The following is a 19927-nucleotide window of genomic DNA, read 5'->3' on the forward strand; positions in this document are numbered from 1 at the left end:
CCCCGCTCCACCGCCAACGCCGGACATGCCACCGCCGCCGCCGCCGCCGCCGCCAACAGCGCCGCCAGCATAGGGGGCGTGCACACCACCGCCACCGCCGCCACCGGAAGCCGCGTTGGCCGTGACGGTGACATCCGTCAGCGTCAGCGTCCCGGCGTTGTAGATACCGCCGCCCTGCGCGGCGGTTGCAGTCACCCCGCCGGCCCCGCCGTTGCCCGAAACCAGGCCATGCTCGATGACCAGCCCCTCCAGCCCGACGGTCGAGCCCGAGGTGATTTCCAGCACGCGGCCGTTGTATTGCCCATCGAGCGTGACGTCGGCGACGCCGTCGTGGTTGATGTCGCCATCAATGGTGAGGTTCTTGCTGATCACCAGCAGCGAATTGCCCGACGTGAGGGTCGACAGGTTGATCGTCATGCCGGTGCTGAAGGTGATGGTGTCACCTGCCTGCGCCGAATTGATCGCGTTGCGCAACGTACCGGTACCGCTATCTCCGGTGCTCGTCACGGTGATCAGCGCCAGGTCGTGCGCATAGGCGGATTCCGCGCTGGCCGAGAGCACCGAGGTGGCTTCGATCTGGCCGGTGGTGATTTCCAGGTTCCAGTCGCTGCCCGCGCCGGTGCGGTTGTCCGAGGCAGCAATATCGCGGCCCGTCAGCGCCGCCAGCGAGTCGACGAACGACAGGCCGGCCGCGCCTTGCGCGGTGCTGCAGGCATAGATCAGGATGTCGCCACCGCTCTGGATGCCGCTGCCGATCCTGGCCAGGCTGCTGGCGTAATTGCCAACGTTGTCGCCGGACAGATAGGTATTGCCAAGCCACAGGTCGCCGGCCTCGCCGTGCGCAATGATCTGGACGGACTTGGCGCCGGGGTGGGCCGACAGGTAATCGGCCATCTGGGCCAGGCCGTCCGCGTTGCGGTTCAGGTAGACGATATCCGTGCCGGGCGCGACACCGGCCAGCAGGCTCGCGCTGTCTTCCACCCGGCTATCCACGAACAGCACGTTGTGGCCGGATGGCGCCGGGGCCGGCGATACCGGCGCGGCGGCTTCGGCCGGCGCGGGAGCATGGCCGGCGGCGTCCGCCGGCTGGGCAGTGGCTGGCGCTGCGGCCGGTGCCACATGGCTATCCGTGAGGTGGCTATCCGCCGCGTGGCTGTCCGCCGGCGCGCCATGGCTATCGGCTGCCGGGTGCGGCGCCGCGGCTGCCGTCGCGACCGCGGCCCCGTCAAACATGATGCGGGGCTCCAGCGCCATGATCAGCGACGAGGAGAGCGGGCTGGACCGCTTTGCGGGCCGGGCCGGGATTGCAACCGCGCCCTCTACCTTCTGCTTCCGGGTCCACCACATATCGCTCTCCTCGCGCATCCGCGCCGGGCACGGCTCAGGAGGCGCGCGGCGGGCTGCAATTTTCTGGTCAGTATTCTGAAATCGGCCAGCGAGTGCCAGCCCTTGTTCGTCGAACTAAACGCGCCAATCGATTCAATCGCGCTAATCGAGCTTTGCGCGGATGACATTGGCCGCGCTTTTGCTGCCGTCCTCCCAGAACGACAACGCCGCGTACTTCTCGAACAGGTCCGGCGGCAGGATGCTGCGCCGTGCTTGCTTTGCCACCTTGGATTTCACCTGATGCAGGCCGGACACGCCCAGCGCCTGATCGAACTCCGGCGCGTCGTACTGCACGTTGTTGAAATCGTGCGCAAACCACGGCTCGCCGATAAAGTCATAAACCAGGCGCATTACCTTGTCGGGCGCCTGACTGAGCAGATCGTAGTCGACCAGCAGCAGGGAACCGGCGTTCTCGCCGTAGTAGGCTTCCTTGAGCGCGGCCCACGCAAAGCCAACCAGGCGATTGCGCTGCGCCAGGGTATCGACCCGGCTATAGACGGTGCTGCGTTCGGCGTCATCGGAAAACAGCTTGGTGTTTTCATACGGATTGGCGCGATACAAACGCTCAAGGCTGTCCATGACCCAGGCGACATTGCGCACGCAGGCAATCACCTTGGCATTGGGGAACAGATCCTGCAGCGCGGGCAGGCGTGCGCACCAGTTGCGATTGGTGTCGAACACCACGCCCTTGCCGGCCTTGTCCGCGTAATAGCTATCGAACAGGCCACGCAGCAGCCGGCGGCGCTGGTCCTGGGCGATCACCGGCCCGAATTCGCTGCCGGCGCTGCATTGCGCCAGCACGGCATTGAACAGCGTCCCCACCGGACTCGTCATCCCCGCGTGGAACCGGGGATTCTGCAGCAGTAGCGCGGACAGCAAGGTTGACCCTGAGCGGGGTAGACCTGAGATGAAGTGGAACTGGTTGGAAGACACCCGATTCACCGCTGTTTTTATCTTTTAAGCCGGTAGTCTATGCGATGGACATGGCGCTCGTACATATGACAGACGGGCAAGCTCGGGGCCGCCGCAAGGATTTTCAGCGGACTTGCATTGCAGGATATTGGCGTGCGGCAAGGCGCTTTCCCGCAAATCGCGCACCCGCGCGGGTTGGTGAATTGATACCCCTACAACGAGGGGATCGTATGCAATCTCCATAGCTGCGCTCAGGTATTCCCAGGCACCGGCCGAAGTGTTGACGGCAAACAACGCCCGGCAGCGCCGTGGCCGACAATTACCTGAAACGAGGTACTTCACCGCCTTCCGGGGAAGGCTGCCCGGATTTTCAGGAAGACGCAACCGGTTTGCGAACGTGCCGCCTCGCGCCGCTTGTTGACATGAGGATTCAAGATTCAGCAGGAGGGGAAAAGGCGTGCATTTCGGACGCCCGCCGTCGACGCGGACTGTGTCGACCGCAGCTCGAGGATGTCGGCCGCGCATTTCGTGTAGCGCTTCCCGAATGACGCCATGGCTGCGCGTCGCTTGCAGACCTTGATTCGGGAATCCGTTCTGGTAGAGATTTCCGGTCAAGTCAACCGTGGGCAATCCCTCCGCGCGGACTTGCGAGATTTTAGCTCTGGCTGCATCCGACTGTGCGCGCGCAGCGGCGATCGCGGGGTGATTCGCCGTGGCCTCATCTAGCCATCCTGCGAGGTAGCCAATGGCGCCGGGAGTCCCCACTTCCGGCATCTCGGCGGGCAGCAACGCGGTTCCTGGCATCAGGCCAACAGCATAGACGAGGGTGGATAGGGCCTTGCCGTAGTCGGCCGGCGCGCGTTGCTCCGAAAGGCGGGATTTCGCTTGTGCCGCGCGCGCCCGAAGCGAGATGCCCGGGATGCACCTCTTCGGAACGTGCCATCGCGACTAGCCAGATTGTTTCAAGGCCGCCGTTGGCCTGTGTGTCGACCACGCGACATCTCGAATGCGACCGACACAAGATGTCGTCGCAGTCTGCGAGGCTGCTGCATTCCAATGCGTGGTGGAGCCGCACGGTTCTTGCGCAACGATCAAGCGCGGCGTGCGATCCACGCTGCTCTATAATCCACATCTGCTTTCCTGAACCCGTGTTTCGGGGCAGCGGGCGTCCTTGATGCATCCATCGGGTTCCATGCATAGCGCTGCCGCCATGAGATGCCGACCAGGGACCGGCGCACCGAGGACGAAGGAGCGGCATTAGCGTAGCAGTTGGCAGACTTTTTCTCTTCCGCCGTCCTGCATCCGTGCAACCATTTGAGTATTGAAGAATGCGGAAGTCAGAGTCATCGGTCGCCGCCGCGGCACCATCCCCCACCCCGCTCACCGAATACCCCGGAGAGGACCCCCGCGCCGCGCGGGCAGGCATCCAGGTCATTGCGCGGGCGGCGGAAATACTGCGCACGTTGAGCAGCCACCCGGGCGGCCTGAGTCTCGGCGCCATTGCAAAAGAGGTGGATTTGCCGCGCTCGACCGTGCAGCGGATTGTCGATGCCCTGGGCGCGGAGGGTCTGACAATGTCCGCTTCGGGCGGCAGTGGCGTGCGGCTTGGTCCGGCTATCCTCTCGCTGGCCAATGCGACGAAATTCGAGATCGCGGACCTGGTCCGCGACGCGCTTGTCGACTTGTCGAAAGCGACGGGAGAAACGGTGGACTTGTCGATACTGGATCAGAACAAGGCGGTGTTTATCGATCAGGTACAGGGCACGCATGTGCTGCGGGCCGTTTCCGCTGTCGGAGCCGCTTTCCCGTTGCATTGCTCGGCAAATGGCAAGGCCCTGCTCGCCATGTTGGACGACGCGGCCCTGGCCAAGATGAAAGGCAAGCTGAAGTTCGAGCAACTGACACCGCATACCCTTCGCAGCTGGGACGATCTCGCAAAGGATATTGAGTCAACGCGGGCCACCCATGTCGCCGTGGACCGCGAGGAGAACTCATTGGGGATCTGCGCCGTTGCAATCGGCTTGCTCGGGCCAATGGACCAGCGCATCGCCATCTCGGTGCCGACCCCGACCCACCGTTTCGTGCAAAACGAAGCGCTTCTCACTGAGAAGCTTGTGGAATGCAGGGCGCGGCTCCTGGCAGGACCGCTGCGCAGGGCCTGACCCAGGCTCCGGCCCTCTTCCCGAGGGCTACGCCTTACGCCTTAACAGGCTTACGCCTGGGCATCGCCGCGTTCCTTTAGCGCGGCGGCAAGATACGCCAGGAGCTGCTCCCTGACGTCCTGCGCACTCGAATGCGTCCATTCGTAGAATCCCTTTCCGGACTTCATGCCGAGGTTGCCGTCGCGCACGCTGTTGGTCACGATACGGTTCGGCCACGAGGTGCTATCCAACGTCGGCAGGATAACGGCGTGAATGTCCTGCGTCAGGTCCAGCCCGACCAGGTCAGCATTCTCCAGCGGCCCCAACACCGGTAGCCGCAGGCCAAACGAGTTCTTGACGACCAGATCGACCGTGCGCGCATCGCAGATGCCTTGCGACACAAGGGCAATTGCCTCGCGCCAGAGCGCATGCTGCAAGCGATTGCCGACGAAGCCGGGAACATCCTTCTTGACGTGTACCGCCACCTTGCCGACCGATTCCAGCAGCGAGATCGTGCGTTCGACGACCTGCTGGTTCGTTGCCGTCGCCTGCACGACTTCCACCAACGGGATAAGGAAGGGCGGATTCCACCAGTGCGTTCCGACGAGGCGATCCTTTTTGCTGACAGCTTCGCCGATATGGCCGATGGGTATGACGGAGGTGTTGGACGCGATGATGCACTCGCCAGATACGACCGCCTCGATCTGGCGCATGACGTGATGCTTGATCTCGAGCTTTTCGGGCACGGCTTCGAACACGATCTGGCAGCCGGATAAGGCTTCGCTGATGTCGTCGCTCAGCTTGAGCTTTGCGAAAGACACAGCGGGACGTCCCAGCGCTTTCAGATTGGAGGCGATGCGCTCCTGCACGGTTTCGATCAAGCCTGGCGCGGCGTCGTAGACGCACACATCGAACCGGCCGTCCTCCAGGAATACCTGCGCGATGCCGTGGCCCATCAGCCCGGCGCCGACGACGCCGATACACATTGGATTCAATATCCTCTCCCTCTAAATTTAACCGTTATTCGATACACATGTATCGTATAACGGTTAACTATAAGCAGCAAACCGGCATCGGTCAACCAAGGGTAAACGCTGTCGAACAGCTGGATTCCCAGTCCTGGCGCGGGCCGCGAGGCAATTGCATGTCTCCCGTTGAACGCGTCACAGGGAAAGCCGCTGCCTGCACGCTTGACAACGCGGATGGCGATCCATAAAGTAACCGCAAAGCGATACACCATAACCGCAATACGGTACGTACATAAAAAAGGAGACAGCCATGGCAGCTGAGAAGGTCATCATTTCATGCGCGGTGACGGGGGCGATCCACACGCCCACGATGTCGCCCTATCTGCCAATCACGCCCCAGGACATCGCGCAGCAGGCGGTCGACGCCGCGCGGGCGGGAGCGTCGATCCTGCATCTGCATGCGCGCGATCCGGTGGACGGCCGCCCGAGTGCCGATCCCGACGTCTTTATGCAGTTCCTTCCGGAGATCAAGCGGCAGACCGATGCCGTGATCAACATCACGAGCGGCGGCAGCACGAAGATGACGCTGGAGGAGCGGCTCGCGCCCCCATTGCGCGCGCGGCCCGAGATGGCCTCGCTCAACATGGGCTCGATGAACTTCTCGATCCACCCGGCCGCTTCGAAGATTGCCCGGTGGGAGCACGATTGGGAGAAGCCATACGTGGAGGGCACGGAAGATACGATCTTTCGCAATACCTTCAAGGACATCCGGCGCATCCTCATGGAGCTTGGCGAAGGATGCGGGACCCGGTTCGAGTTCGAATGCTATGACGTGGGGCACCTCTACAACCTGGCCCACTTCGTCGATGCCGGCCTGGTGAAGCCGCCGTTTTTCGTGCAGACGATCTTCGGGATCCTGGGCGGTATCGGGCCTGCGGCCGAGAACGTGACGTTCATGCGCGAGACGGCTAACCGGCTGTTCGGCCGCGACTATTACTGGTCCGTGCTGGGTGCCGGGCGCCACCAGATGCCGTTGCTGACCTACGCATCGATCATGGGGGCGAACGTGCGGGTCGGTCTCGAAGACAGCCTGTACCTCGGGCGCGGCAAGCTGGCGCAGTCCAATGCCGACCAGGTCAGGAAGATCCGCCACATCCTGGAAGAACTCGGTTTCGAGATCGCATCGCCCGCCGAAGCGCGATCCATGCTGCAGCTCAAAGGGCGCGACAACGTCGCGTTCTGAACCCATTGAAATTACGCCATCCTTTCTACCACGGAGACATCATGTCGATATCCGCATACCCCGCCACGCCCCCTTCCAATACCGACGGCGTCGAATTCGTCGAACTGAGCCACCCCTGGGGTCACGGCGTGCCTAACTGGCCGTACTTCGAAGACGTGAAGATCGAGCGGATCCACTACATGGCGAAGTCCGGGGTGCTGACGCAACGCATTACCACCGTCATGCACAGCGGTACGCATATCGATGCGCCTGCCCACGTGATCGAAGGCACGCCGTTCCTGGACGAGATCCCGCTGGACCGTTTCTTCGGCACAGGCGTGGTGGTCAGCATCCCCAAGAAAAAGTGGGAGGTGATCACGGCCAAGGACCTGGAGAACGCCTATCCGAAGATCCAGCGGGGTGACATCGTCATGATCAACACCGGCTGGCACCATCACTACGGCGACAACAGCCAGTACTACGCCTACTCGCCCGGCCTGTACAAGGAAGCGGGCGAATGGCTGGCCGAAAAGGGCGTGAAGATGGTCGGCGTCGACCAGCAGGCCCTTGATCATCCGCTGGGCACCGCGATCGGCCGCCACGGGGTCGGCCCGCTCTTGCCGCGGGTATGCGAGGAGTATGAGCGTGAAACGGGCCGCTCCGTCGAGCAGGACTTTCCGCACTGGGAGCCGGCGCATCGGGCGCTGCTCGAAGCGGGCATCCCGGGTATCGAGAATGTCGGGGGCGATCTCGACAAGGTGACCGGAAAGCGGGTGACGATAGCGGCGTTCCCCTGGCGCTGGGTAAAGGGGGACGGATGCATCGTACGTGTGGTGGCGATGCAGGACAAGAGCCAGTCCTTCCGTATCGAAAGCGGCCTGTAACGGAAGCGGCCATGGAAGTCAAACGGCTGCATGCCGCGGCCCGCTATGACGCGGCCAGGCATTTCGACATGCGGTCCCTGCGGTTGCAGGGGCTGGACGCCACGCACGTGGAGCATTTTTGGGTCGGCCTGTCGCACTTCTTGCCAGACGGCGGTGCGCAATGGGACGCAGGGCCGACAGAGAAGGTCTACGTGGTGCTGAGCGGTGAGATCACGCTCACCACCGCTGGCGGGGACGTCGTGCTCAAGGCGTTGGACTCGTGCGTGATTCCGGCCGGCGAAGGGCGAAGCATCAGGAACGATTCCAGGTTGCCGGCCTCGATGCTCGTGATCCTGGCTTCGGCCTTGCCCGGCAGCCAATCTACAGGAGAAGGAAACAATGGCTAGTACCAGTGCCGCCTTTGGTTTGTCAGGCAAGGTAGGCGTGATCACCGGTGCCACCGGCGCGTTCGGGCGGGCTGCGGCACGCAGCCTGGCCGATGCCGGCGCGAGACTCGTGATCGCGGGGGCGAATGCGCAGGCGCTGCGCGAACTCGAAATGCAATTGAATGCCGACGGCATCCGGGTCAAGGCCAAGGCATGCAGGCCCGACACCGAGGCCAATGCCCGCAACCTGATCGACGAAGCGGTTGCGCAGTTCGGCGCCATCGATTTCGTCGTCGTCGGCTCGGGCACCAACAATCCCGCGCCGATCCAGGATATGACCACGGAGCAGTGGGAACACGTGATGGCAGCCAACGTGCGCGGATCGTGGCTGGTCTGCAAGGCCTTCGCCACCCACTGTATCGAGACGGCGCAGCGCGGCAGGGTTGTCCTGCTGTCGTCCACGCGCGGCAAGCTCGGGCTTGCCGCCGGTTACTCGGCTTACTGCCCCTCAAAGGCGGCGATCGATGGCTTGACGCGGACACTGGCATGCGAGCTGGGCCGCTACGGCATCAACGTCAACGCCATCGCGCCGACGGTGTTCCGATCCGAACTCACGGCATGGATGTTCGCCGATGACGATCGCGGCCGTGCAGCGCGCGAAGGGATGCTCGCGCGTATTCCGCTCGGGCGCCTGGGGGAACCCGAGGATCTCGTCGGTGCGTTGCAGTTCCTGCTTTCCAGGGCGTCGGAGTTTTGCACCGGCCAGACGCTATACATCGACGGAGGCTACACGGCCGGATAGTGATTCGCCCTGCCCGCAGCGGCAGGTACGAAAGGCAAGCGGTTCCAAAGAAGAACCGCGCCGACATGTGCATGACATGAGCATGACAGGAGACAAGACATGAAGAAGGAAACGGAAGGTGGCACTGTCCACCGGATGCGCTTCGCCGGGCGCCGCGCCACCTTGCGCGGCCTGGTGGCGCTGGGCGCGGCCACGGTTGGCGCGCAATCGATCCGGCCCGCTTCGGCGGCCGCGCGGCCGCTGAAGATTGGCTACGTGAGCCCGCGAACCGGGCCGCTCGCCCCGTTCGCGGAGACCGATGGATTCATCCTGCAGCGCGTGCGCGCAGCAATTGCGAACGGCATCTCTGTCGCGGGCAATGTGCATCCTGTGCTGATCATTGAAAAGGATAGCCAGTCGAATCCGAATCGCGCCGCCGAAGTCACGGCAAGCCTGATCAAGGACGACAAGGTGGATCTGATTGTGTCCGCGTGCACTGCGGACACCGTCAACCCCGTATCCGATCAATGCGAGCTGAGCCGGATCCCCTGCATCACCACGAACTGCCCGTGGCAACCTTACTACTTCGGGCGAGGCGGCTCGCCGGCGAAGGGCTTCGAGTACACCTATCACTTTTGCTGGGGACTGGAAGACCTGATCGCGGTGTATACGGCCATCTGGGACAGCACCGGAGCTGCCACCAATCGCACCGTCGGCGCGCTCTGGCCGAACGATGCGGAAGGCAACGCGTTCAGTGACAAGGCATTCGGCTTTCCGCCGGCGCTTGCCGCGAACGGCTACAAGCTTGTCGACCTTGGCCGGTTCCAGCCAGGCGCCAATGATTTCTCGGCGCAGATCCGCGCGTTCAAGGCGGCAAAGGTGGAGATCGTGACGGGCGTCCTGCCGCCCGCGGCATTCGCCACATTCTGGAGCCAGGCGGCACAGCAGGGTTTCAAGCCGAAGATCGTGACCTTTGCCAAGGCACTGCTCTTCCCTTCCGCGGTTGCAGGACTCGGGCCGCGCGGTGTGGGCTTGTCCACGGAGGTCGCGTGGTCGCCGGCCTATCCCTATCGCTCCAGACTGACTGGCGAGACCAGTGCACAGTTTGCCGATGCTTATGAAGCAGCGACCGGCCGGCAATGGGTGCAACCCCTTGGCGCAACGCTGTCCCTGTTCGAGGTCGCGCTCGATGTGCTCAGGCGGACCACCGTGCTAACGCCACAGGGCATTGTCGCCTCGATCCGTGCCACGGACTACGCGTCAGCCGTCGGTCCCGTCAAGTGGACCGGAAGCCCGGTCAAGAACGTCACCAAGACGCCGCTGGTCGGTGCGCAGTGGACCGCGGGCAACAGGCATCCACTGGATCTGCAGATCGTGAGCGCAACGCTCGCGAAGGATATCGGCGTGCAGAAGCGCCTGGCAATTCTCACCTGAGGGGTCGTATGGATCATTGTGTCCTTTCCGCCGAAATGCTGGTGAAGCGATTCGGCGCGGTGACGGTTGCCGACAATTTGTCCGTCACGCTCGATCACGCCGAAGCGCTGGGCGTCATTGGCCCGAACGGTGCGGGAAAAAGCAGCTTCTTCAACTTGCTGAGCGGCAACATCCGCGCGGACAGCGGCCGTATCCTGCTGGAAGGGCGGGACGTCACCCATGCCTCTCCGAACGAGCGGGCGATTGCCGGGATCGGGCGAACGTACCAGATCCCGCGGCCCTTTTCCCAGCTCACGGTATTTGAAAACCTGCTCGTGGGCGCGTTCTTTGGCGCCAGGCTGGACGCGCGCCGAGCTCAGCAGCACTGCTACGAAACGCTGGCACTGACCGGGTTGCTCCGCCATGCCGACAAACCGGCGGCTGCGCTGTCGCTGCTCGAACGCAAGCGGCTGGAACTGGCGCGAGCGCTGGCGACCCGCCCGAAGGTCCTGTTGCTCGACGAAATCGCGGGCGGCCTGACGGAGGGCGAGGCGGCGGAGCTGGTTGCGACCATTCAATGCATCCACGCCCAAGGCACCGCCATCATCTGGATCGAGCACGTCGTGCACGCGCTCCTCGCGGTTGTTTCCCGGCTGATGGTGCTGAGCTTCGGCAAGAAGCTCATGGAAGGCGAGCCGTCGGCTGTGATGAACAGCGCCGCCGTGCGGGATGTGTATCTGGGTATCGAGGTGGAATCCCATGCTTAGCATTCATGAACTCGATGCGTACTACGGTGACTTTCAGGCGCTCTTTGCCCTGAGCCTGACGATCCGGCAAGGCGAGTCGGTGGCGATCATCGGCGCGAATGGCGCCGGGAAATCGACCTTGCTCAAGGCAATCTCGGGAGCGCTCCCTGTCAGGCACGGCGCGATCCGCCTGCGCGAACACAGCCTCGGACGCGACAGTGCGGCGCAAGTGGTGCGCAAGGGCATTGCGCTCGTTCCCGAGGGGCGCCGCATGTTTCCGAGCCTGAGCGTGGAGGAAAACCTGCAGATCGGGGCATACGCCAGGCGGCCGGGTCCGTGGAATCTGGGACGCGTCTACACGATGTTTCCCCGACTCGCGGAGCGGCGCCGGCAGAACGTGACGTCCCTGAGCGGTGGCGAGCAGCAGATGGTCGCCATCGGGCGTGCGCTCATGTCAAACCCCTCCATGCTGATGTGCGATGAGCTGTCGCTGGGCCTGGCGCCCAAGATCATTCGAGAGATGTATGGCCACCTCGCAACCCTCAAGGAGGAAGGCACGACTCTGCTGATCGTCGAGCAGGATATTCATCAGGCGCTTCGCTTCTCGGACCGCTACTACTGCATGCAGAAGGGGCGGGTCACGCTGTCCGGCAAATCCGCATCGGCCAGCAAGGAAGAGATCGGACGCGCGTACTTCGGAGAAGAACAATGACGGACTGGATCGATGTGATCGTTCAGGGCATGCTTCTGGGCGGCCTCTACGCCTTGTATGCGAGCGGGCTGTCGCTCATTTTCGGTGTCATGCGATTGGTCAACGTCGCGCACGGCGACCTGATCGTGCTGGCGGCATTCCTTGCCTTTGCGATTCGCATCCCGGGGGCGGAGACTTCATTTGCCTCGCTGCTGCTAACCGTCCCGGTCATGTTTGCGATCGGCTATGTCTTGCAGCGCGCGCTACTGAACGGCGCCATGGGCGCCAACGTGCTGCGTCCGATGCTGCTGACGTTCGGCCTGTCCATCGTCCTGCAAAACGGTCTCCTGGAAGTATTCTCGGCGGACTCCAGGAAGCTTCCTGGCGGCGCGATCGAGACAATGAGCCTGCCTCTGGGCAACGGCATCGCCGTCGGCATCCTCCCGGTGATCACGCTGCTGGCGGCCATTGCCGTTCTTGGCGCGCTCCAGTTCATGCTGCGGCGCACCGCAATCGGACGCGCATTCAGGGCAACCTCCGATGACGCGGAGGCGGCTGGCTGGATGGGTATCAATCACCGCAACCTGTTCGCGCTGGCGACCGGCATGTCGATGGCCGTCGTCGGCATCGCCGCTGTCTTCATGGGGACGCGGGCGAGTTTCGATCCTGCCAGCGGACCGGACCGGTTGATCTTTGCGTTTGAAGCGGTGGTCATCGGTGGGCTGGGTTCGCTGTGGGGCACCCTTGCCGGCGGCATCGCGCTCGGCGTCGCACAGAGCGTCGGCGCATCGCTTGACCCCGACTGGCAACTCCTTGCCGGCCATCTGCTGTTTCTCCTGGTGCTGCTGATCGCGCCCAACGGCATCTTTCCCCAACGAGGCAACCAATGAGCGCACACCTGACATCTCCCTTGGCGCTGCCTGCCAGCGCGCCGAGGTTTTCGCGCACCGACGGCGCCTTTGCGGCCACGGCCGTTGCGCTGGCCGCACTGGCTTTCGTGCTCGATGCGGGACAGCAGTCCATGCTCGTCGAGTTCTTCTATTTCGTCGCGCTCGCACAGCTGTGGAATATCCTGGCTGGCTATGGCGGATTCATGTCGCTCGGACAGCAGGCCTACCTTGGCAGCGGAGGCTATGTCCTCTTTGCCCTGGCGATCTTCTTCAAGATGCCGCCGCTGGCGTCGATTGTCCTGGCCGGGCTATGCGCTGCCGGCATGGCGTGCATCGTCGCATTTGCGGTCTTTCGCCTGGCCGGCCCCTACCTGGCGATCGGGACCTGGGTCATCGCCGAGGTGTTCCGGTTGGCATTTTCACAAGCGAGCGCGCTTGGAGCCGGGTCGGGAATCAGCATTCCCCTGGATGCGGTGCGCTCCCTTGACCTGGGCTGGATGAGTCGCGACATGTTGCTCTATCTCATCGCCCTGCTGCTTGCCGTCGCGGTGAACTATGGCGCGTACCGCATGCTCAGGTCGAAGTATGGTCTCGCGCTCTGCGCGATACGAGACAACGAGAGTGCGGCGTCCACCATGGGGATTCATCAACGGCACCTCAAGTTCGCTGTCTATATCGTGGTCAGCGCTGCCTACGGCATGCTGGGGGCGTTTATCTTCCTGACCAAGCTGCGTATTTCGCCCGCTTCCGCGTTCGACATCAACTGGACCGGCTACATCATCTTCATTGTGGTGATTGGCGGAATCGGCACGCTTGAGGGCCCGATCATCGGCTGCATCATCTATTTCGTGATGCGGCAGTACCTTGCCGACACCGGCAGCACCTACCTGATTCTTCTGGGATTGATCGGCATCGTCGTGATGCGCTTCTATCCCAGGGGAATCTGGGGGGAACTCGCCGCGCGCCATGGCATGGCATTTCTGCCCACGCGCTGGCACGCCCCGGCCAGGTACCCGGGTGCCCCGCCCGCCCGGGAGGGTGAAGGGCGGGGGGCGGAAGTAGCCGGCAACCGGTGATGACCGATACGTGACGGCGTCACGTTGCATGGGGCGCGCCGTAGTTCTCGCCCGCAGCGCAGCATACAAGAAAATAACGAGGAGACGACGATGAAAACAACAAAGACGGTGAAGGCAAGATGGCTGCTGGCGCTGCCGTGTCTTGGATTCGGTGCCGGCGCTTGCGCCCAGAGCAGCGTATCCCTGTTCGGCATGCTCGATGCCGGCGTGACGTATGTGAGCAATCAATCCGGAAAACGAGGCGTATTGCTCGATACCGGGGTCTATGTGCCAAGCATTTTCGGCATGCGCGGGAACGAGGACATTGGCGCAGGCAACAAGGTATTCTTTGAACTGGCCAGCCAGTTCAGCAATGACAATGGCGCAACGATTCCGTCGAACGGTTCGCTCTTCGCCAGGCAGGCACTGGTCGGTCTTGGCAATGTATCCTGGGGGAAAATTTCCCTGGGAAACCAGTATGACTTCATGACGGAATCCCTGTTGTTCGGCGGTCTTGACGGTGGCCTGCTATATGGCGGCTTCTACAATTTCCGCAATGGCCCGTTCACTGGCCTCGGCATTCCGAATAACCCAACGGGAGCGACCGACTTCGATCGCGTCGGCGCCTCCACGCGCGTGGCAAATTCCGTCAAGTATGTGACACCGTCAATTGGCGGCTTCACGCTTGGCGCCCTGTATGGTTTCGGCGAGGTCGCGGGCTCGATAACCTCCGGGCGGACCGCCAGCGCCGGGGTGAACTATGAGCGCGGCCCGCTCGCGCTTGGCGCTGCCGTCACGGACGCGCGCTACAGCGCGATCAACAATGGCCGGGACGGCATACGCAACGTCGGCGTGGGCGCGCACTATGGATTCCCTTCGGTGCTGGCCCACATTCTTTACACGAACACGCGCAACACACTCTCCGGTGCCATGGTCAACGTCGTGCAGGCGGGCGCAAACTGGACCCTGTCCGGCGCCCTGACACTTGGGGCCAACTACCAGTGGATGAAGGGAAACGCACAGCTCAGCCACAACAAGGCGCAACAGATCACATCGACCTTGATGTATGCGCTGTCCAAGCGCACCTCGGTCTACCTGGAAGGCGTCTACCAGCATGCTGCCGGCGACCACGGCGCGCAGGCATGGATCAACGGACTCTTCGGGCCAGACGCGGCGTCGTCCGGATCCAGTCAGACCATCGGGCGTATCGGGATGGCCACGCGGTTTTAAGGTGACAGTCAGTTGGTGTTCTTTTTTTGAAGGAGATTCAAATGGATTTGTCTGAAGCGCACGCCTTGCTCGATCCGGCTCCGCTTGCTCTGGAGACCGGCTATGAACGTCTCGCAAGCGGCGTCTTGCACGTGGCCTGCCGCACGGAACTACACGGCTGTACGGGGGAAATGTTTGAATGGTGGTTCCGCTTTCGCCCAAATACGCAGCAGTACATCTGGTGGCATCCGGCCGACCATGTCTCCAGCGCGTGGGCAGAGGCTCAGGATGGGACACATATCGGGTCCATTCATCTGGTCGAGGAGCATTTCTCCGGATCGCCCGCGGAAAAGCTCGCCATTCAGTTTCGTCATCCCCATGAGTATTTCGATGCTGCGGCGTACGACGAAGCCAGGGACCGCGGCGCCATCAGCGCGGCGGTTTGCGGCCGGGTCGGCATGGGCGATGCGCCTGCCCGCACCGGCAGTGGCGAAATACTTGGCGGCCGGCTGTTGCACATGGGGCGCGATACGCCATCGGGAATGGCGCTGAGAAGTCATTTCTACCTTGGCGAGGATATGCCCGCGCAAGGGCATGGCGCCGAGGAGATCAAGGCTGCATTTCCCGATGCGTTCGGACAGGCACTACTCATGCACTGCTACAACGAATTCACCTTCCTTTCCCGCTTTCTGCCCTCGCTCTATATTGCAGAGCATCGGGATAGCGTCAAGGTTCGGCTTCCGTGGTGAGGGACAGGGAAACTGTTCCGGCCCAATCATTTCCTTCGTTTTTTTGGGTCATGAACTAAACCGGTCATCGATTGGTGCGCAGCGTGGGCGAAGTCCAAGGCTGCGCATCGGTCGGCAGCCAAGGTCGTGACGGATCGAGGGTTGGCCGGCAGTTACACGAAAATATTATTATTTAGCCCTTGATATTGCACCGGTCATATACTCATTCAGATCACGAAAATCCTTTACCGTCCACGTGAACGCAGGTAGTTTTACGCCATTTTCCCGCAACGTTCTCGGAATCAGATCCCCGTTTGGACGGAGTATGACGGACGATACAATGACACCCGGATAATCGATCAAGCGTCTCTTGAAGGCAGACGTTGTAAGATCAGGCGTTGGAGGGGTGCTTTTATTAGCCAATGGTCCGGTGCCTTTAATATCAGCTCCGTGACACATGGCACATCTCTGCGAAAAAATACTCTTCCCATTGATACTATCCGCAAAGGACATAGACGGCGTTAAAAGCATGATTATCAATGCAGCGATGACGTTCTCTTTAGCTTTCATGCGCACCGCGCTCCCAATGTAATCAGCTTGAATCAGCGTCTGGCGCTGTGAGAATTGCCACGATAGCCTCAAAATCTTCGCCCACGATCTTACTGGCTGGTTGCCGGTTGAAGCGAGCGCGAGAACAACGTCCGAGAAAAAAAGTCCCGGGCGATTTTGGGGGGGGGAAAGGAGGACGACGGGTCAGTCGTCCCAGATCGGCGGCGTGTGTATATCGTTGATTCGTGAGGCGGAACGCTCAGGCGCCCGACCGGCCCAGGCTTGCGACGAGTCGGGTCAGAAAACCAAGGTGCAGGCCAACGTGCGTGGGCCCGCTATGGGCCCGCTACGAGCCCTCTATCAAACCACGCCCTGCGCCAGCATCGCGTCCGCGACTTTCACAAACCCGGCCACGTTCGCGCCCTCCACGTAGTTGATGAACCCGTCGGCTTTCTGGCCGTAGTGGATGCAGTTGCCGTGGATGTCCTTCATGATCGCGTGCAGCTTCTCGTCGACCTCGGCATGGTGCCAGGACATGCGCATGGCGTTCTGCGACATTTCCAGCCCCGAGGTGGCGACACCGCCGGCATTGCTGGCCTTGCCCGGCGCGTAGAGGATGCGCGCGGCCAGGAAGCGGTCCACGGCGTCCAGCGTGGCGGGCATGTTGGCGCCTTCGGCCACGCAGAACACGCCGTTGGCCAGCAGGCGTTCGGCGTCATTGCCATCCAGCTCGTTTTGCGTGGCGCAGGGCAGCGCCACGTCCGCCGGCACGTGCCAGGGCGTGCGGCCGGCTTCGAAGTGCAGGTCCTGCTCGGCGGCGAATTCCGCCAGGCGGCCGCGCGCCTCGTTCTTGAAAGCCATCAAGGCCGACAATTGTTCGCTGTTCATGCCCTTGGGGTAATGTAGCACGCCACCGGAGTCGGAGACCGTGAGCACCTTGGCGCCCAGTTCGATCGCTTTCTCGGCGGCATACTGGGCCACGTTGCCCGAGCCGGACAGCAGCACGCGCAGGCCGCTGAAATCGCGCCCGCGGCGGTGCAGCATCTCCTGCGCGAAATACACCGTGCCGTAGCCGGTGGCTTCGGGCCGCATCAGGCTGCCCCCGAAGGCCATGCCCTTGCCGGTGAAGACGCTGGCGGAACTGTTGGACAGCTTTTTCATCATGCCGGCCATGAAGCCGACTTCCCGCGCGCCCACGCCGATATCGCCAGCGGGCACGTCGGTGTCCGGGCCAAGGTGGCGGTAGAGCTCGGTCATCAGCGCCTGGCAAAAGCGCATCACCTCGCCATCGGACTTGCCCTTGGGATCGAAGTCCGAGCCGCCCTTGCCGCCGCCCATGGGCAGCGTGGTCAGCGCATTCTTCAGCGTCTGCTCGAAGCCCAGGAATTTCAATACGGAGAGATTGACCGTGGGATGCAGGCGCATGCCGCCCTTGTAGGGGCCGATGGCTGAGCTGTGCTGCACGCGGAAGCCCCGGTTGACCTGCACCTGGCCGCGGTCGTCGGTCCATGCCACGCGGAACTGGATCACGCGCTCGGGTTCCACCAGCCGCTCCAGCAAGGCCTGTTCGCCGTAGCGCGGATGCTGCTCGACGAAGGGCCAGAGCGTCATCATGACTTCCTTCACGGCCTGGAGGAATTCGGGCTGGTCGGGGTCGCGCCGGGCAACGCCGGCCAGGAATGTTTCAAGGGAGGCAGATGTCACAAGTGTCTCTTTGTTTCGATGTGCTGGTGCTTGGCAGAAGACGGCCGCCGCGGATACCTGTCCGGCAGGCGTGCCGAGGGATGCCACGGCGCTGCCCGGATGGTCCGGGGCGGCGCAACTGCGGCGAGCCCGGTGGGTATGTGGCAACGGCCGCCGGGCCATGTCAATACATTCACGATCGTGTTTGAATGTATCGCCAAGGGCGAAGCTTAGCATTTGATGTGGCCAGCAAGACAGGCACAACACCTTTGACCAGCAGACATATAAAGGCCGCCTGCTTGTATTTTTGTGCGATCAGTGGCCATTGCGCAGAGACTGGCGGCCTCGAAGGCGGGCCTGAGCACGCCGTACAATGCTCGGATCGCGCACAGACAGGGGGCAAAGAACGTGGAAGTCCCGATCGATCAAGTTGTCAGCCTGCTCCACGAAGCGGCCTACGGCACCCTGGCCACGCACGCTTGCGCCCTGCCCGGCTATCCCTACGCCACCGTGGTGCCGTTCGTGCCCGACGCGGCCAGCGCGCCCGTGATCTGCGTCAGCGCATTGGCCGAGCACACGCGCAACCTCCTTGCCGATGCGAGAGTGAGCCTGTCGGTGCTGCAGCCCGGCGCCGTTGACGTGCAGAACGCCCCGCGCCTGACGCTGGTGGGCGATGCCGCCCGCATCGAGCCGAATGCCGACGAGCTGGCGCGTTACCTGCGCTATGCGCCGGCTACCGAGCCATTGCTGGCGCTGGATTTCCAGTTCTTCCGCATTCACCCGAGCGCCATACGGTTTATCGGCGGCGTCGGCCGGATGGGCTGGATCGGGCAATCGGCGTGGGACGCCTTGCCGCAGGTGGCGCCAGGCGTCGAGGCCGGGATCGTGCAAGCGGCGTCGCTCGCCGCGCCGGGCGGCGTACGCGTGCTTGGCGTGGATGGCTATGGCATTGACTATGACATCGCGGGGCACCGCCGCCGCAGGTGCTTTTCCCATGCACCCATCGCGCCGAACGCGTTGGAGGCGACGGCCCTGGCCGTTGCGGCCAACCTCGGCTGAACCAGCCTCTGCTGCCCTCAGGCGATGCGCAGCACGTGGACTCCGCTGCGTAGGAAAAACTAAGGTGGAATCTAGCGGTCGATCGTGATCGACTTCCGGAACGCCGTCCGTCTCACCAAGCCCCGAAGGATTCCTGCCGCGTCGACAGCGTCAGGTGGATCCGGTGGCAAGGGACTGCGATTGCATAAATCGACGTGCGGAGCACATCTTCATGCGCCCTATGGATCACGTTTTCTGCCACGCCGCGATCGCATTCGCAGTGTGCCAAAATGGCGGCATTCGATACGCGCTCACGCGCGAAGGAGCCGAGATGCGGCAGAGCGCGATCAAGCCGGGTGGCGAGGTATTCCGCGCCTCGGCGGAATTCGAACAAGCCATTGCCACCCATGGCGAGACCGCTGCGCGCGAGCATCTCGACAAGGGCCGACCGGTCTACTACGCCGATCCCAGATACCCCGGGTTTATCGTCAAGAAAAACCCCGATGGAAGCGAGGAGCTTGCTCGCGTCGACCTCGACGGGACGATTACGGTCGTACGGGCTATCTGATCCGTGCCGCAGCTATGGGTGATTGCCGGCCCTAACGGCTCAGGGAAGACCACCGTGGCGGACCGCTGGTTCGCCAGCCGGATTCCAGTGGTGTCACCGGATTCAATCGCGGCTGAGCTTGTCGTCTCCCCCATCGAGGCCGGCCGGCTCGCCGTCCGGGAGCAAGAGAAACTCCTGGCCGAAAGCGCATCGTTCGCCGTCGATACCACGCTCTCTGGCAAGCGAGAACTGATCCTGATGGGACGGGCCAAGGCTGCCGGCTACAAAGTCAATCTCGTCTTCGTCGGCGGCCCCGATCCAGGCCTTTGCATCGCGCGGATCGCCCAGTGAACGGCCGCGGGAGGTCACTGGGTGCCCCCCGGAGATGTAAGGCGCCGCCACGCCCGAAGCCTTGCCAATTTCGCTCCCGCGTTTGAGGTTGCAGACAGGACCTTTGCGCTGGACAACTCCGCTCTGCGTTCACGCCTGATTCTGTCCTGGGAAAACGACCGCATGCGCCAGCGCTCTTCCAGGCTGCCGCAATGGGCCTTGGATGCATTTCCTGCCCGGCTCTTGCCCCAGCTCGCCGGACCACGGTATTAGGCCGCATGCCCGAGCACAGCAGAAAGAAGGCCAACCAAAAGCAAGATCAACCAACTGTGGTAGCCGTGTTTCCCGCCCGAAGGGGCGGGAAACACCCAAGCGCGATGCGAAGCGAG

General features: G+C 62.8%; 21 protein-coding genes. 15 read left to right on the forward strand and 6 right to left on the reverse strand.

Annotated features, from left to right (window positions below; genetic code table 11):
- The 3 genes from AC1RWI_RS34275 to AC1RWI_RS34285 all read right to left on the reverse strand — a co-directional run.
- On the reverse strand, window positions 1–1347 hold a 1347-nt coding region (locus AC1RWI_RS34275; protein WP_492870542.1), incomplete at its 3' end, for a DUF4347 domain-containing protein.
- Between the two features lie 141 nt (window positions 1348–1488).
- Window positions 1489–2328 carry a sulfotransferase family protein gene (locus AC1RWI_RS34280; RefSeq protein ID WP_330218531.1) on the reverse strand — a complete coding sequence of 280 codons (840 nt, stop codon included), beginning with the start codon at window positions 2326–2328 and terminating at the stop codon, window positions 1489–1491.
- 15 nt (window positions 2329–2343) lie between these two features.
- Complete coding sequence (locus AC1RWI_RS34285; RefSeq protein WP_492870543.1) at window positions 2344–3102, reverse strand: TolC family protein; 759 nt, start codon at window positions 3100–3102, stop codon at window positions 2344–2346.
- 524 nt (window positions 3103–3626) lie between these two features.
- On the opposite strand from AC1RWI_RS34285, the gene AC1RWI_RS34290 reads away from it, so the two are divergent.
- Window positions 3627–4460 carry an IclR family transcriptional regulator gene (locus AC1RWI_RS34290; protein WP_043356326.1) on the forward strand — a complete coding sequence of 278 codons (834 nt, stop codon included), beginning with the start codon at window positions 3627–3629 and terminating at the stop codon, window positions 4458–4460.
- Window positions 4461–4510: 50 nt separating this feature from the next.
- Here the strand turns inward: AC1RWI_RS34290 and AC1RWI_RS34295 are convergent, their stop codons facing one another.
- A complete protein-coding gene (locus tag AC1RWI_RS34295; RefSeq protein ID WP_492870544.1) occupies window positions 4511–5425 on the reverse strand; it encodes a 3-hydroxyacyl-CoA dehydrogenase family protein in 915 nt (304 codons plus the stop codon).
- Window positions 5426–5717: 292 nt separating this feature from the next.
- On the opposite strand from AC1RWI_RS34295, the gene kce reads away from it, so the two are divergent.
- From kce to AC1RWI_RS34350, 11 genes are all read left to right on the forward strand, one after another.
- Complete coding sequence (gene kce / locus AC1RWI_RS34300) at window positions 5718–6650, forward strand: 3,5-dioxohexanoate:acetyl-CoA acetone transferase (protein WP_492870545.1); 933 nt, start codon at window positions 5718–5720, stop codon at window positions 6648–6650.
- A gap of 41 nt (window positions 6651–6691) precedes the next feature.
- On the forward strand, window positions 6692–7513 hold the full coding sequence (locus tag AC1RWI_RS34305; RefSeq protein WP_052495150.1) for a cyclase family protein: 822 nt from the start codon (window positions 6692–6694) through the stop codon (window positions 7511–7513).
- Window positions 7514–7524: 11 nt separating this feature from the next.
- Window positions 7525–7899: a cupin domain-containing protein gene (locus AC1RWI_RS34310; RefSeq protein WP_043356332.1), complete on the forward strand. Its 375-nt coding sequence runs from the start codon at window positions 7525–7527 to the stop codon at window positions 7897–7899.
- Entirely contained in the window at window positions 7892–8680 is a 789-nt protein-coding gene (locus tag AC1RWI_RS34315) for an SDR family NAD(P)-dependent oxidoreductase (protein WP_492870546.1), read from the forward strand. The genes AC1RWI_RS34310 and AC1RWI_RS34315 overlap by 8 nt, the downstream gene beginning before the upstream one ends.
- Before the next feature lie 162 nt (window positions 8681–8842).
- Complete coding sequence (locus AC1RWI_RS34320) at window positions 8843–10093, forward strand: ABC transporter substrate-binding protein (RefSeq protein WP_492870547.1); 1251 nt, start codon at window positions 8843–8845, stop codon at window positions 10091–10093.
- A gap of 8 nt (window positions 10094–10101) precedes the next feature.
- Window positions 10102–10839: an ABC transporter ATP-binding protein gene (locus AC1RWI_RS34325; RefSeq protein ID WP_043356336.1), complete on the forward strand. Its 738-nt coding sequence runs from the start codon at window positions 10102–10104 to the stop codon at window positions 10837–10839.
- Window positions 10832–11530 carry an ABC transporter ATP-binding protein gene (locus AC1RWI_RS34330; protein ID WP_492870548.1) on the forward strand — a complete coding sequence of 233 codons (699 nt, stop codon included), beginning with the start codon at window positions 10832–10834 and terminating at the stop codon, window positions 11528–11530. Before AC1RWI_RS34325 ends, AC1RWI_RS34330 begins: the two co-directional genes overlap by 8 nt.
- A complete protein-coding gene (locus AC1RWI_RS34335; protein WP_492870549.1) occupies window positions 11527–12399 on the forward strand; it encodes a branched-chain amino acid ABC transporter permease in 873 nt (290 codons plus the stop codon). The genes AC1RWI_RS34330 and AC1RWI_RS34335 overlap by 4 nt, the downstream gene beginning before the upstream one ends.
- The gene (locus AC1RWI_RS34340; RefSeq protein WP_082055198.1) at window positions 12396–13475 is read left to right on the forward strand and encodes a branched-chain amino acid ABC transporter permease; all 1080 of its coding nucleotides are present in this window, start codon (window positions 12396–12398) and stop codon (window positions 13473–13475) included. The genes AC1RWI_RS34335 and AC1RWI_RS34340 overlap by 4 nt, the downstream gene beginning before the upstream one ends.
- Window positions 13476–13565: 90 nt before the next feature.
- Complete coding sequence (locus tag AC1RWI_RS34345) at window positions 13566–14684, forward strand: porin (RefSeq protein ID WP_082055199.1); 1119 nt, start codon at window positions 13566–13568, stop codon at window positions 14682–14684.
- Between the two features lie 41 nt (window positions 14685–14725).
- Window positions 14726–15412 carry a DAPG hydrolase family protein gene (locus tag AC1RWI_RS34350; RefSeq protein WP_043356340.1) on the forward strand — a complete coding sequence of 229 codons (687 nt, stop codon included), beginning with the start codon at window positions 14726–14728 and terminating at the stop codon, window positions 15410–15412.
- A gap of 168 nt (window positions 15413–15580) precedes the next feature.
- Here the strand turns inward: AC1RWI_RS34350 and AC1RWI_RS34355 are convergent, their stop codons facing one another.
- Together AC1RWI_RS34355 and gdhA are read right to left on the reverse strand one after the other, a co-directional pair.
- Window positions 15581–15961 carry a c-type cytochrome gene (locus AC1RWI_RS34355; protein WP_492870550.1) on the reverse strand — a complete coding sequence of 127 codons (381 nt, stop codon included), beginning with the start codon at window positions 15959–15961 and terminating at the stop codon, window positions 15581–15583.
- A 339-nt stretch (window positions 15962–16300) separates the two neighbouring features.
- On the reverse strand, window positions 16301–17644 hold the full coding sequence (gene gdhA, locus AC1RWI_RS34360; protein ID WP_043356342.1) for an NADP-specific glutamate dehydrogenase: 1344 nt from the start codon (window positions 17642–17644) through the stop codon (window positions 16301–16303).
- Window positions 17645–18031: 387 nt separating this feature from the next.
- Between gdhA and AC1RWI_RS34365 the strand changes: the two genes are divergently transcribed.
- The 3 genes from AC1RWI_RS34365 to AC1RWI_RS34375 all read left to right on the forward strand — a co-directional run bounded on the left by AC1RWI_RS34365 (window position 18032) and on the right by AC1RWI_RS34375 (window position 19559).
- Entirely contained in the window at window positions 18032–18682 is a 651-nt protein-coding gene (locus AC1RWI_RS34365; RefSeq protein ID WP_492870551.1) for a HugZ family pyridoxamine 5'-phosphate oxidase, read from the forward strand.
- A gap of 220 nt (window positions 18683–18902) precedes the next feature.
- On the forward strand, window positions 18903–19229 hold the full coding sequence (locus AC1RWI_RS34370; RefSeq protein WP_492870552.1) for a hypothetical protein: 327 nt from the start codon (window positions 18903–18905) through the stop codon (window positions 19227–19229).
- 18 nt (window positions 19230–19247) lie between these two features.
- Window positions 19248–19559, forward strand: coding sequence for a hypothetical protein (locus AC1RWI_RS34375; protein ID WP_492870553.1), 312 nt, complete (start codon window positions 19248–19250; stop codon window positions 19557–19559).
- Window positions 19560–19927 lie beyond the last annotated feature (368 nt).

The organism is Cupriavidus sp. MPR-AND1C (assembly GCF_058809705.1).